This is a genomic window from Pseudoalteromonas sp. SCSIO_11900, from assembly GCF_000576475.1.
GTDB classification, from domain to species: Bacteria; Pseudomonadota; Gammaproteobacteria; order Enterobacterales; family Alteromonadaceae; genus Pseudoalteromonas; species Pseudoalteromonas tetraodonis.
In genome coordinates this window covers 1,210,679-1,224,546 of the sequence record NZ_KK070023.1, presented here as the reverse complement: position 1 = coordinate 1,224,546, position 13,868 = coordinate 1,210,679, and the positions used below count along the sequence as shown (strand labels likewise).

Below are 13,868 nucleotides of genomic sequence, written 5' to 3'. Positions count from 1 at the left end.
ATTAAATATGCTTAACGCTGTGTTAGTGTCGGTATTATAGCTAAGAAGTTATCGCATAGGTACTGCGGATTATAATCCGCTAACTGCTCTCCCTGGTGATACCCATAAGTAAGCGCTATCACGTCAATGTTAGCGGCTTGCGCTGCGAGTATGTCACTCTTTGAATCACCAATCATAATCGCTTTATCAGGCGTTATATTTAATGCATCGCAAGCAAATAATAGCGGCTCAGGTGACGGTTTTTTTGCCATGTCATCACCGCAAACAATCACTTCAAAATGACTGCGAATTGCGAGCTTATCTAAAAGCATTTCAGTAAAGCGGCGTGCTTTATTAGTAATAAGTGCTTTAGGCATACCACTGAGAGCAGCAAGACCAGTTTCAACATGCTGATATAACACACTGTATTCACCGACCTGCTCACTGTAATGTTGATAAAACAGGTTGGTAGCTCGTTCGCTTAAAGCCTCATCGAGATGCTCACTAATTTGCATATCGCCGCAAAGAGCTCGTTTAACTAACACCTCAATGCCATTACCTACCCAGCTTTCAACTAATCGCTGACTGACAATTGGAAACGCTAAATCGCTAAGTGTTAAATTTAAAGCCATATACAAGTCGTACACGCTATCAACTAGGGTGCCGTCTAAGTCAAAAAACGCTGCTTCATATTTCATTATTTAACACTTTCTAATTGCTGACGCATCTCATCAATCACCGTTTTATAATCAGGCTGATTAAAAATAGCTGAGCCTGCAACAAACATATCGGCTCCCGCTTCAGCCGCCGCGGCTATGTTATCTACTTTAATACCACCATCTACTTCTAAACGAATATCACGTCCAGATTCAACAATGCGTTGTTTTGCCTCTCGCAGTTTCTCGAGTGTTTGTGGAATAAAACTTTGCCCACCAAACCCAGGATTTACTGACATTAATAAGATCACATCTACTTTATCCATTACGTGATCGAGGTAGCTTAAACTTGTTGCAGGGTTGAACACTAAGCCTGCTTGACAACCTTTATCTTTTATCAATTGCAAAGTACGGTCAATATGCTCGCTCGCCTCTGGATGGAAGGTAATAATTGATGCACCCGCCTCGGCAAATTGTGGAATTAAGCTATCTACCGGTTTTACCATTAAATGCACATCAATCGGGGCTTTAATCCCGTAGTCGCGAAGTGCTTTACATACCATTGGGCCAATCGTTAAGTTAGGTACGTAATGGTTATCCATTACATCAAAATGAACGACATCAGCACCAGCGGCTAACACTTTGTCGACATCTTCGCCTAATCGTGCAAAGTCTGCAGATAATATTGAGGGCGCTATTAAGTATTTTTGTTCACAGTTGAGCATCGCTAATCCGTTAATGAATAATTTATGCCGTTAATGTAACTTAATTAGCGAAGTTACCCAAGTAGCACCTTTAAAAATAGCGCCAAATAAGTAATGTTAAAGCCTTATTGCGGCTATTCATGAAAAAGAATAACCTGCTGAGGATGTAGGCTTTATAATTAAAAACAGAGTCAGTTTTTAAGCGGGTGCCACTCAGTATTTAAAACACAATACAAATAAACAATAACAAAAATAAAGTGTATTATTTAAGCAGTTTTTGTTATGCTGCGCGAAGAACTAAATTATTAGGTTTATATCATGCGTGCTTTTAAAATTGGATTATTAATCACGTCGGTAAGTGTTATTATTGGAGCAATATCGTTTTACTCAAATACTGAGCAAGATTTAAGCTCTGCCAACATTTGTCTTCATAAAGAGCAAACCAACGCTATTAATAATAGCGCAACCCGTTGCATTCAAATTGAAGAGGATTCGTCTTGGGCCTCTTGGTTAACAGGTGATAGCCGTAGCGCTCAGTTTCATTACTTAGACTTGCTAGAGTTGTTAACGGGTACTGATGACAAACACAAACCCTCTTCAATCAAGCCATTATTTTAATTAAATGCAGCACTTTTTTAGCGCGTTACAAAGCGTACTGGCTGCATTTTTTGGTGTTCAATCTGAAGATAAGCGCAAAACAGACTTTAAGTACCACTCTCCAATTACGCTGATAGCTATTGCCGTAGTACTGTTTGTATTATTTGTACTGGCTATTTATGCAACCGTGACTTCGGTGCTAAATACATAGCCATTAGCTCATCCACTTTATTTCGTGAACCGCCCTTTGGACTAATCGTACGTTTAACCTGAATTTTATCCAGTGATGCTTGACTGTAAATTTTGCGTGTCCACACGGTATCGTGGTTTGAAATAAGGACTGGCGTGTTATTCTCAAATGCCGCTTGCTCAGCCAAGTTAGCTAAATTAGCCTGATCATCTAAGTTAAATCCGCCTTTAGCGTAAGAGGTAAACGATGCGGTTTTACTTAATGGCACATAGGGCGGATCGCAGTATATCACCGCATTTTTAGGGACCAGTTTAAATACATCATCGTAGCCTAAGCAGGTAAATGTTGCTTTTTGTGCTTTGCTGGCAAAAAAGTACATTTCTTTTTCAGGAAAATAAGGCTTTTTATATTTACCAAAAGGCACATTAAAAATGCCCTTTAAGTTATAGCGACATAATCCGTTATAACCATGGCGGTTCATATATAAAAATAAAATAGCTCGCTCATACACATCGCTGCTTTGGTTAAACTGCACACGATAATCGTAATACGCATCTGGATGGTTATTTAAATCAACAAATAGTTTTTTTGCATCGCTAATAAACTCATCCGGCGAACGTTTAAGCTCTTTATATAAATTGATTAAATCAGCATTTATATCGTTAAGTACGTAGTGTTTAAAATTACTATTTAAAAACACTGAGCCCGCACCAACAAAAGGTTCAACCAAGGTATCTGCATGTTTACTTGCTTGATTTAGTCGCGCGTTAATATCTTCAACGAGGCTGTATTTTCCGCCTGCCCATTTAAGGAAGGCTCTACTCTTTTGCTGCATTGGCTCTTTACTTCAATTCGGTGTTGCGCGATTTTACACTAAAGTCACTGAGTTTACTGATCAACTCGTGCAATTTCTTGTTTTATTTTGCTAATTTTTTTATAGAAAGGTTTATTTTTTCTTACTCCAGCGGGGAGTGCTTGCAGTGCTTGTTTTGCCTCATTTAAGTTAGCAAAACTGCCTGTTGTTACCACCCACCACATTTTACCATTTCGCTTAGTTTGGTATGTATTGATAATACTTTCTAGCTTATGTTCAGCAATAAACTCATTGCTTACCTGCTGCTGAGTTACGGCTAATAGCTGAATAACAAAATTATCTTCAGGTTGTTCCAGGTACCAGTTACTAGGTATTTTTACCATTTGGCTTTGCTGCTTTACCACCTCAGGTACGCTAATGACTTCTTCAACCGGCGGCGGTGCTGGCTTTTCTTGTTCAGTTAAAGTCGATGGCTCAGTTAAACTTCCTACAATTGCTGGCACGTCATTGTGGGCACGCTCATCTGTAGTTGGCTCTTTAGTTATAGGCTGTGGTGAGGTAAACAGGGTTGGTGATTTAGCCGGTTGTTGTTTATTTTGAATAGCTTGCTCGGTTGTAATAGCGGTTGTGAGGACTTGCTCATCGCTTTGACTATTAGCATTTTTCCACCATTGGGTCATATCAGCTTTGTATACAACGCCAATAATCAATAACATAATTATGAGTAATAGTGTGAGCAACTGTAAGCGCCAAGATACTTTGTCTTTTACTATAATATCAGCAACTTGTTCGCTAGGCTGCCAGGCTAATAAAAGACTTGGGTTACCTTGGGCTTCAACTAAAAAGGTTTTAAATACAGGGTCTTCATCATAAGGTAGCGCCGTGAAGTACCATCCCATTAGCTGCTTACTTTCAACCAAGTTTAATGGCTCTAAATGAATATTAACTGCCTCTTTAAACGGCAATTTAGACTGCGATGCAATCATAATGTAAAGCACATTGGGCGCATTTTTTGATAACAGCTCGAGCTCTGCAATTAGCTCATCAGATAAGTGCCTGCCGCCATCGATAACCCATAAACACGCGCCGCATTGTTGTTGCTTCGCTAATTGATAATAATTTTGTGATAAGCTCAGGTTGTGATCAATTAAAGGGCCATTAAAGCTTTGCTCTAATAATTGAGTCATCAATTGCACATCAGTCATTTGAGCGCCAACTTGCACAAACGCTTTATTAAAATCGTTATATTTATCAGTGATGAAGGTTTCAAGCAAATAGCTTTTACCTAAACCAGAAGTGCCCAACAAAACAATTAGGTTTTGACCATATTCAAATTGCAATGCGATTCTATCCACCAAAGCCGCACGGCTCGGTAAAATTTGTGACTGCATTTATTGCTCGATCAATGCTCTGACTTGCTCATCAGACACATCATCAACTAATGCACATTGACCAAATTCGGTGGGTAAAATGAATCTGATAGTCCCTTTTTTATTCTTTTTATCTTTTCGCATATGCAGTAAAAAGTGCTCACTGGTCATATCGCTAGGTATCTCGATTGGTAAGCTATATTGTGCTATTAATGTAGCAATACGCTCTACATCTTCTCGTGTTAAATCTTGGCGAGTATAAGCAAGCTTTGCAGCAAGCACCATACCTGTCGCGACCGCTTCTCCATGTAACCAAACACCGTAACCCATTTGCGCTTCAATAGCATGCGCAAACGTGTGCCCTAAATTTAACAACGCACGAAGGCCCTGCTCTTTTTCATCTTGTGCAACAATAAGCGCTTTAATTTCACAGCATCTGAAGATGATGTGCTGTAAACACGCCTCGTCTAATTGTTGTAATTTAGCGATGTTATGCTCTAGATAAGCAAACAGTTCAGTATCGTAAATCAAGCCATACTTAATAACTTCAGCCATACCTGCAGCAAACTCGCGTGTTGGTAAGGTATGCAACGAACGTGTGTCAATAAATACAGCTTGGGGTTGATAAAAAGCCCCAATCATATTTTTACCTAGCGGGTGATTAACCGCTGTTTTACCGCCAACTGAAGAATCAACTTGAGATAATAAAGTGGTTGGTATTTGGATAAATGGGACGCCACGCTGATAACAAGCAGCAACAAATCCAGTTAAATCACCTACAACGCCACCACCTAATGCAATTAAGCAGGTGTCACGGCCGCAATTATTCTCAAGTAGGAATGCCGATATTTTTTCAAACCAAGTGAGTGATTTATATTGCTCACCATCTGGAATAATAAAATGCAGTGGGTTTAGCTGTGCTAATGAATCAAGCAACTGTTGAAGGTACAGCGGTGCAATCGTTTCATTAGTAATGATGATAGGCCGACAATCACCAATGTGATGGATTAGACGGCCTGTATCTTGAAGTGCAGATTGACCAATATAAATAGGATAACTTCGCTCGTCTAAATTAACAGTTAATTCAAGCATGCTGGGTTAGTCCTTTTTAATACTGGCTTTTAAAAATCCAATTTCTCGATGATTTGGTTAGCAACAACTTTCGCGCTCTGCTCATCAGTGCGTACAACAAAATCAGCTACTTCTTTATATAATGGTTCACGCTCTTCTGCTAAGCGCTCAAGTACATCACGAGGTGCTTCTTCTGTTTGCAGTAATGGGCGACGCTTGTCGCGTTGCGTACGTGCAACTTGCTTTTCAATCGGTGTCTCTAAGTATACAACAATACCGCGAGCCGAAAGCTTGTTTCGAACTTCTTTACTCATTACAGAACCACCACCGGTTGCAAGTACAATACCTTGCATTTCGGTTAAGTCACCAATAACAGATTCTTCACGAAGTCTAAAGCCTTCTTCACCTTCAAGATCGAATACCCAGGCAATATCTGCGCCCGTGCGACGTTCGATTTCTTGATCAGAATCAACAAATTCAAGGTGTAATTGGTCAGCGATGTGACGACCAATCGTGCTTTTGCCAGCCCCCATGGGGCCAACTAGAAATATATTACGTTTCTCAGCCATATCTTTTAGTACAAACGAACTCTAAAATTTGAAATAAAACCCCGCCTAACGACCTGGCCCCAAAATTAAGAAAGGGATTATCTCAGTAATCGGTCGGGTATTTCAAGTCAATTAGGATAAAAAGCCATATAACGAGCAATTAAACTAAATAATTACCCACTGGTTAACAAAAAAGCACCTTATTATAGGCAAGTTTATCTTCTAGGGTTAAAATTTATGCAATTAAGGTTACTACATTGTTGCTTCATGAAAGCTTTTGCATGGTAACTTTACAAGAGCCTGAATTACAAACAACATAAACGCAGCCTTAAATACATCCGCAGTACAGTACATGATCAAAATTATATACTGTCTTATTGTACATTTATAGGGAGTGTTCACACCACGATAACTAAATTACATACCCATACTATCTAGGCTGGTATTCAACCTAGATAGCTTAAATATTTAGTCTATTTGGATTTTAGGTGTAACAAAAATCAGCAGTTCGCGCTTTTCATTGAACTCGCTTGTGCTTTTAAATAGTCTTCCTACGTAAGGAAGGTCGCCCAATAAAGGTACTTTTTTGGTCGAATTAATAATTTGCTGTTGGAAAATACCACCCAACACTACCGTTTGTCCATTCTCAACGAGTACTTGAGTCTCAATTTGTTGCGTATCGATGGCAACCGCTGGGCCTGTACCTGTTTGAACCGTATCCCCTCGGGTATCTTGAGTAATGATTAAATTTAAAATAACTTTGTTATCGGGTGTGATATGAGGTGTCACTTCTAGGCTTAGTACCGCCTTTTTAAAACTTACAGTTGTTGCACCACTTGAAGCTGACTCCACATACGGGATCTCAGTACCTTGTTCAATACGCGCTTTTTGCTGATTAGCAGCAGTAATGCGTGGGCTTGCAATGATTTCACCTTTGTTTTCTTCTTCAAGGGCGGTTAATTCTAAATCAATTAATGTTCCGTTAGCCAATTTAGCAATGTGCATACCTATACTTGCCGATGGATTCGCCACTGGTAAATTAACGTTAAGTCGATCAGAAAGACTAGGAATATTACCATTAGAAATCGTTTCAGCTCCTTCTAATGTGCCAGAAACACCGTCTGAGCCTTGCTGATCACTAAACCCCCAACGTACGCCTAAATCTTCTTTAACGTTGTCACGTACGGTTACCATACGCGCTTCAATAACTACTTGTTTAACTGGTATATCTAAAGTTTCGACCATACGACGAACACTTTCAATACTTTTTGCAGTGTCTTTCATTAATAACGTATTGGTACGTTGATCAACAGACACGCTCCCTCTGGCTGTAATAATACTATTGGTATCTGTTTTTAATAAGTCGGCAAAGTCTTCTGCTTTTGCATAATTTAAGCGGATGTATTCACTGTAAAGTGGCTCTAAATCCTCAACTTGCTGTTTAGCTTTTAACTCTTTTGCTTCACGGGCAGCCAGCTCTTCAGATGGTGCAACCATTAAAATAGAACCGTCCATGCGTTTGTCTAAGCCTTTTATTCTAAGCACGACATCTAACGCCTGATCCCACGGAACCCCATCAAGGCGAAGAGTAATATTGCCTGTCACTGAGTCGCTTGTTACCAAGTTAAAATCATTGTAACCGGCAATAATCTGTAATACAGCACGAACAGAGATATCTTGAAAATTAAGCGTCATAGGACGACCCAAGTACTCTTTACCACCATCTAAGTAGGCATTTTGCGTTTCATCTTTCTCAACCGTTAAGGTAAAAATATTCTCAATTTGCTGATAGGTATAGGCAAATGCAGTGTTTGGTTCAATCACTAAACGTGTAAGGTTATCTTCTTTAAACGTTTCAATACTGCTCACCACAGTACCAAAATCAAGTACATCTAATTCATACAATAAATCATCTAAAATATCGGTATGATGAAACTCGGCAATGATTTTTCCACCGCTTTCATGCACCTCTACAGCTGCCTGAGTATCTTGTAGATAAACAAGTACTTTCGCTTCACCTTTTTCTCCACGTCGAAAATCAATTGCTTGAATACCGTTAATATAATTAGACGTGTAAGCAGGCTCATCTTCGCTGGTTGTTAAAATTTGCTCTGTAAGTGGGTTATCTGAAATTCTAATAGAAACTAAATTATTGTTTACTTCAGTCTCATAAATTTTTAATCGGTCCAAGTTAATGGTCACTTTTAAACCCGCACTGGTCATCATACTCGTGATGTTACTGATACCAGCTTGGTTGATAGCGATATTCGTCAACCCTTCATCTAATTCTACCCCATCAAATAGAAGCTCTATTCTTGCAGGGCTATTAAAAACTTGTACTGCTGGTTGCTGCTGCAACTCTTCATCAAAAACTAGCTGTAATTCGGTTTCACCTTTAAGCAATGGATTATATCGAACGTCATAGAGTAAAGGGGCTGCACTTACGGCTTTTGTCATTAGTAGTAAAAAAACAAACAATAAAGCAGATAAAATACGATGATGCGAACACTCACCTTTATGCATATAGGGTATACCTTTTTTCTTATTAATTTGCGCCATTGGTTGCCGCCTCTAACATTTCTAATTTGGTCAAACGTTCTTTCCAACAACCTGACCCATCCGGGATTAATTCTACTAATTCAATATAGTCACTATTAACACTGCTTACTTTTCCGTCATAGGTGCCTAAGTAGCTTCCTATTGTTACTCGGTGCAAGGTGTCATCAGCAGCTGTAATGAGCGCCCATGTTTTGCCGTTCGATCCTATTGTGCCCCTCATTGCTAAATTATCTAATGGGTACTTCTCCAGTGGCTGACGAACACGCTCTGGGTCTGGGTGAAGACAGTTTTTAACTTGTGTTAGCTTGTTTTGAATAATTTCTGGTTCTGGTGCTACAAAAGGGCTACGTAAGTCTTTGGCGTTATACTCAAAGTGCTCAAACTTAACTAGCTCAGGTATTTTTTCAATACGTGCCGTGGTATTTGCTTTAACCTGATCAATAAATTCTTTTTGCTCCGATGTATCCTCGTTACAGCCACTGAGCAGCAACATCGCGGTGGTTAAAAAGAGAAGCTGCTTCATCATCTCACCCCCTCTTCATAACGGTAAGTTTTTGCTACTACACTGAATGTTAGCTGCTTTTCGCCAGATGATAAAATAGAAAAGTCATGTAAACTGACAATTCTTGGTAGTTGAGCCACTTTCCCTACAAATTCGCCAAACTCATGATAAGTACCTACCACCTCAATTTTAATTGGCAACTCGGTATAAAACTCTTTTTCAACTTCTGGCAACCAACCAATTTTTAAAAATGTTAACCCGCTGGTTGTACCCACATAAGAAAGGTCGTCCAATAATCCTGGCGTCTCATTTGAAGTAGGTAGGCGTTTTAATAATTGAGAGAATTTATCTTCCATCTCAACCATTTGCTCACGATAAATATCAAGCTTACTGGCAACTGCATATTTAGTTCGGTAGGTTGTGCGTAACTCAATTTCCTTAGCAACGGCATTGTGGTAGCTGTCTATTTCATCCGACACTAATAAACTGTAGCTAAAAAACAACACCAAACAAGCTACAAAAGTTACGCATATTGCTTTTACAATAACGGGCCACTCACCGATGTTATCGAGCTCGATTTCATTCCAATCGATTTCTGTAAACGATTTAAAATCAAGGTTCATTACGTACCTCACCTATTTTGCCAAATGGTTTTACGTAAAACTCCATATTAAAATCGCTGAGTAAACGTGAAGATTGATCGCCGGCAACAATACCTTGCATAGTCGGGCGCTCTAATAAGTAAGAGCTTTGTACCTGTCTGAGCATAGTAGATAGACGATTATTAGACTCACTTTTGCCTAACACTTGAATTTGATTACCTTTGCGCTCCAGCTTGGTTAAATAAACCCCTGCAGGCACTATTTTTGCCACTTCATCCATTATTTGGGTGCCTAAATTACGGCTACTTTGTAACTCTTCAATTAAACGCATACGTTGTTGTAAGTTTTCTTTTTTCTTGTCTAAATCACGTATGTCGCGAATTTTATTGTCGAGCGTTGTAATTTCTGAACTAAGATAATTATTTTTTAACGTTTGCCCTTCTTTTAGAGCACCATAAAACATACTCAGCATATACATACCAGCAAAACAGACGATAACCACAGCCATAAGAAGTGTTATAAATTTCTTTTTAGACTGCTCACGCTGTAGCTCACGCCAAGGTAATAAATTTATATGTGGCATGATGAAAAGCTCCTCAACGCCAGGCCAGTCGCAATTGCAAATTGAGTGCGGTGGCGCTGTATTATATTACGATCAACTCTAGGGGATATTTCCATCTTATCAAATGGTTCAACAACAACTGTGTGTATTCCTAATTCTTCAATCAGCAATCTATCAATGCCTTTAATCATCGCTGAGCCGCCCGTCAATACAATATAGTCCAATTGTTCTTTACCTGTGGTAGTTAAAAACATTTGAACAGCACGACGAACCTGCTGGAGTAACGATGTTTGAAAAGGAGCTAACACTTCAAATGTATAGTTTGGAGGTAAATCACCGGTTGTTTTGCCAATTTCAGCTTCATCAAAGCCTTTGTTGTAGTAAGCAACGATACTATTTGTGTAATGGTCGCCACCAAATACTTGGTCACGGGTATAAATTGTCTCACCAGATTGCACTACACTCACCAAGGTGAGTACAGCACCAATATCAACCACTGCAACCGTTTTGTCATATGCATCTGATGGTAACTGTTGGTAGTAAACATCCATAGCGCGACTTAGTGCATAGCTTTCAACGTCCACTACTTTTGCGGTTAAATTCGCAGCACTTAACGCACCGACTCTGGCTTCAACGCTTTCGGTTCTAGCGGCAGAGAGCAGTACATTTATTTTGCTCGGGTCAGCACTATTTATAGAGAGCTTTTCAAAATCAAGACTCACTTCATCTAGTGGGTAAGGAATTAAGCTGTCGGCTTCAATTTCAATCTGCGACTCTAATTCAGCGTCGCTTAAGGAAACATCCATAAAAATAACTTTGGTAATCACGGTTTGCCCAGAGACGGCAACAGACGCGAATTTTAGCGACTTTGGTAGCTTTCGTTTTAACTTGATTATCACATTACCAATTGCTTCAATATCTTGAATATTACGCTCGCTCATGGCGCCTTTTGGCATAGGTTCAATTGCAAGTGCTTCTAGTCGAAGCCCAGTTTCTGTTTCACTTAAAAGTACGGCCTTGATAGAGTGCGATCCAATATCAATACCTACCATCATTGGTGATGGTTTTTTTATTAGTTGACTTAGCATGTTTGCAACTTTGCCTTTGCTTTAATAATAAACAAGTTATAATTTATATCTTAAAAAATATTATTCAATTTTTAATCAATATATACTAGCAGTCTCAACCAGTAATTGGGAGTCCGTTTAGGGAAATATCAGTGATTTTATTAAAAAGAACTTTACAATTTTTGATCCTTTGTGCATTACTTGCACTAATTACATTGCTCAGCCTTTATTACTACGTTAAATCCGATATTCCCAGCGTGCAAGTTTTAAAAAACGTGCAATTACAAACGCCTATGCAAGTATTTACTAAAGATGGGCTTTTAATCAACCAATTTGGTGAAAAAAGACGGATCCCTGTAACTATAGATCAAATTCCCCAGCCTTTATTGCAGGCTTTTTTGGCAACTGAAGATAACCGCTTTTACGATCATATCGGTATTGATCCAATTGGTATTGTGCGCTCAGCACTAGTACTTATTTCTACTGGTGAGAAAAAGCAAGGTGCCAGTACTATTACCATGCAATTAGCTCGTAACTTCTTTTTAACACGAGAAAAAGCCTACATTCGTAAAGTAAAAGAAATATTTATTGCCATTCATATCGAAAACCTCCTCTCAAAAGATGAAATATTTGAGCTTTACCTAAATAAAATAGAATTAGGAAATCGTGCCTTTGGTATTGGTGCTGCGGCTCAAGTTTATTATGGTAAAGAACTAAAAGAGTTAACTCTTGCGCAAATGGCAATGATTGCTGGTTTACCAAAAGCTCCTTCAGCACTTAATCCTATTCGTAATCCAGAACGTGCTAAAGCAAGAAGAAATGTGGTGTTAGGAAGAATGCTTGAAGAGAAGTATATTTCAAGAGCGCAGTATAATGAAGCCACTAACCAACCAATTACCGCGTATTTTCATGGAGCTGAAATTGACTTATATGCGCCGTACATTTCAGAAATGGTACGAGCAGAAATGGTGTCACGCTACGGTATAGATAAAGCCTATAACTCAGGGTTTAAAGTGTACACTTCTGTTGAATCAGATGTTCAAAAAGCAGCACAAACAGCTCTAGTTAATAACCTACATGCCTACGATATGCGCCATGGCTTTAGAGGCCCTGAAGCCATATTGTGGGATCCGCAAACAGAGCCGCCATTAACGCAGTCGAAATTATTAAATACTTTAAAAGCTGTTAATGAATTTGGCCCTTTAAAAACGGCTGCGGTGTTAAGCGTGAGCGATAAAAGCGCTGAAGTTATACTTAAAAGCGGCGAGCGCACAACTCTTACTTGGGATAACCTAAAATGGGCACGTAAGTTTATTACACGCTACCGCCAAAGCTTTGCGCCTGAAACAGCAAGCGATATATTAACCCCAGGCATGCAAATATGGCTGCGCAAAAATGACGATAATAGCTACATTTTAAGTCAAATACCTGAAGCGGCGAGCGCCATTGTTTCTTTAGACCCACAAGACGGGCGCATAAAAGCCATTGTTGGTGGATATAGTTTTGAACAAAGCCAATACAACCGAGCTGTACAAGCTAAACGCCAAGTAGGCTCAAATATTAAGCCGTTTATATATTCAGCTGCGCTTGAAAAAGGCTACACACTAGCGTCAATTTTAAATGATGCTCCTATAAATCAATGGGATAAGAGCCAAGGCGTTGCATGGCGACCAAAAAACAGCCCAGCTATTTATAATGGTCCAATTCGCATTCGTCGTGCTTTAGCCCAATCTAAGAATGTAATTTCCGTACGCTTATTAAGGGGCGTTGGACTGCAAAGAACAGCCGATCATTTATTAAAATTTGGTTTTGACGATAAAGATATAAATCGTAGTGAGTCACTGGCATTAGGCAGTGCATCCATTACGCCGCTTGAATTAGCTCGTGGGATGAGTGCTTTTGCTAATGGCGGTCACCTAATTGAGCCGTACTTTATTTCACAAATCCAAGATGCAATGGGTAATACGTTATTTAAAACCAATCCCACCATTATTTGTGATGATGAAACGACAACACCTAGCTCGCCAATGCTAGGTGAGCACGTAGCACCAAATTGTGCGCCGCAGATCATCTCTAAACAAAATGCATTTTTAATTGCCAGCGCAATGAATAGTGCTATTTGGGGTGGCGGTAGCTGGTCACATAAAACCGGTTGGAGTGGAACAGGCTGGCGTGCACAAGCGCTAAAACGTCGCGATCTTTCTGGTAAAACAGGCACGACTAATGATTCTGTAGATACTTGGTTTAGTGGCTTTAACCGCGATGTGATGACATCAGTTTGGGTTGGCTTTGATAACCCAGGTAATACACTGGGACGCTCAACCTACAATAACAACTTAGGAAGTGGTCAAATATCAGGTGCTGAGTCAGGCGCAAAAACAGCTCAGCCTGCATGGGTTGATTTTATGCGCGCTGCACTGGATGGTAAACCTGCTGCGCCAATCGAACCACCTGAAGGCTTAGTTTCTATTCGTATTGATTTAGAAACCGGGTTATTAAGTCATAAAAACGATTACACCAGCCGTTTTGAATACTTTGAAAAAGGCACCGCTCCTACCAAGTATGTGTTATCACAACCAAATGATATATTTGAAGAAAACACTAAAACTGAAGAAGAGCTATTTTAAATATAGTGAACAATGAAAAG

14 protein-coding genes are annotated in these 13,868 nt (G+C 39.5%); 3 read left to right on the top strand and 11 right to left on the bottom strand.

Annotated features, from left to right (window positions below; genetic code table 11):
• Window positions 1-11: 11 nt before the first annotated feature.
• Both BG00_RS05650 and rpe read right to left on the bottom strand, forming a co-directional pair.
• Window positions 12-677, bottom strand: coding sequence for a phosphoglycolate phosphatase (locus BG00_RS05650; protein WP_036981107.1), 666 nt, complete (start codon window positions 675-677; stop codon window positions 12-14).
• A complete protein-coding gene (gene rpe, locus BG00_RS05645) occupies window positions 677-1,360 on the bottom strand; it encodes a ribulose-phosphate 3-epimerase (protein WP_036981104.1) in 684 nt (227 codons plus the stop codon). The genes BG00_RS05650 and rpe overlap by 1 nt, the downstream gene beginning before the upstream one ends.
• A gap of 297 nt (window positions 1,361-1,657) precedes the next feature.
• On the opposite strand from rpe, the gene BG00_RS05640 reads away from it, so the two are divergent.
• Together BG00_RS05640 and BG00_RS05635 are read left to right on the top strand one after the other, a co-directional pair.
• Window positions 1,658-1,957: a hypothetical protein gene (locus BG00_RS05640; RefSeq protein ID WP_036981103.1), complete on the top strand. Its 300-nt coding sequence runs from the start codon at window positions 1,658-1,660 to the stop codon at window positions 1,955-1,957.
• A gap of 4 nt (window positions 1,958-1,961) precedes the next feature.
• The gene (locus tag BG00_RS05635) at window positions 1,962-2,147 is read left to right on the top strand and encodes a DUF2970 domain-containing protein (protein ID WP_008115053.1); all 186 of its coding nucleotides are present in this window, start codon (window positions 1,962-1,964) and stop codon (window positions 2,145-2,147) included.
• On the opposite strand, the gene BG00_RS05630 is transcribed toward BG00_RS05635, so the two are convergent.
• The 9 genes from BG00_RS05630 to BG00_RS05590 form a co-directional block, all read right to left on the bottom strand.
• Window positions 2,110-2,961: a Dam family site-specific DNA-(adenine-N6)-methyltransferase gene (locus BG00_RS05630; protein WP_036981101.1), complete on the bottom strand. Its 852-nt coding sequence runs from the start codon at window positions 2,959-2,961 to the stop codon at window positions 2,110-2,112. The two genes, BG00_RS05635 and BG00_RS05630, sit on opposite strands and share 38 nt — an antisense overlap.
• Before the next feature lie 53 nt (window positions 2,962-3,014).
• Window positions 3,015-4,331 (bottom strand): AAA family ATPase, encoded by a 1,317-nt coding sequence (locus tag BG00_RS05625; protein ID WP_036981100.1) that lies wholly within the window; start codon window positions 4,329-4,331, stop codon window positions 3,015-3,017.
• Complete coding sequence (gene aroB / locus BG00_RS05620) at window positions 4,332-5,402, bottom strand: 3-dehydroquinate synthase (RefSeq protein WP_036981098.1); 1,071 nt, start codon at window positions 5,400-5,402, stop codon at window positions 4,332-4,334. It lies immediately after the preceding gene.
• A 29-nt stretch (window positions 5,403-5,431) separates the two neighbouring features.
• Window positions 5,432-5,950, bottom strand: a complete 519-nt coding sequence (aroK, locus tag BG00_RS05615) for a shikimate kinase AroK (protein WP_008466255.1) — start codon at window positions 5,948-5,950, stop codon at window positions 5,432-5,434.
• A gap of 447 nt (window positions 5,951-6,397) precedes the next feature.
• Window positions 6,398-8,488, bottom strand: a complete 2,091-nt coding sequence (locus tag BG00_RS05610) for a type IV pilus secretin PilQ (protein ID WP_036981096.1) — start codon at window positions 8,486-8,488, stop codon at window positions 6,398-6,400.
• Window positions 8,475-9,011 carry a pilus assembly protein PilP gene (locus BG00_RS05605; RefSeq protein ID WP_036983362.1) on the bottom strand — a complete coding sequence of 179 codons (537 nt, stop codon included), beginning with the start codon at window positions 9,009-9,011 and terminating at the stop codon, window positions 8,475-8,477. Before BG00_RS05605 ends, BG00_RS05610 begins: the two co-directional genes overlap by 14 nt.
• Window positions 9,011-9,613 (bottom strand): type IV pilus inner membrane component PilO, encoded by a 603-nt coding sequence (locus tag BG00_RS05600; protein WP_036981094.1) that lies wholly within the window; start codon window positions 9,611-9,613, stop codon window positions 9,011-9,013. The genes BG00_RS05605 and BG00_RS05600 overlap by 1 nt, the downstream gene beginning before the upstream one ends.
• On the bottom strand, window positions 9,603-10,175 hold the full coding sequence (locus BG00_RS05595; RefSeq protein WP_036981091.1) for a PilN domain-containing protein: 573 nt from the start codon (window positions 10,173-10,175) through the stop codon (window positions 9,603-9,605). The genes BG00_RS05600 and BG00_RS05595 overlap by 11 nt, the downstream gene beginning before the upstream one ends.
• Window positions 10,163-11,242, bottom strand: a complete 1,080-nt coding sequence (locus BG00_RS05590; RefSeq protein ID WP_036981089.1) for a pilus assembly protein PilM — start codon at window positions 11,240-11,242, stop codon at window positions 10,163-10,165. The genes BG00_RS05595 and BG00_RS05590 overlap by 13 nt, the downstream gene beginning before the upstream one ends.
• A 131-nt stretch (window positions 11,243-11,373) precedes the next feature.
• Between BG00_RS05590 and BG00_RS05585 the strand changes: the two genes are divergently transcribed.
• On the top strand, window positions 11,374-13,848 hold the full coding sequence (locus tag BG00_RS05585; RefSeq protein ID WP_036981085.1) for a penicillin-binding protein 1A: 2,475 nt from the start codon (window positions 11,374-11,376) through the stop codon (window positions 13,846-13,848).
• Window positions 13,849-13,868: the final 20 nt, after the last annotated feature.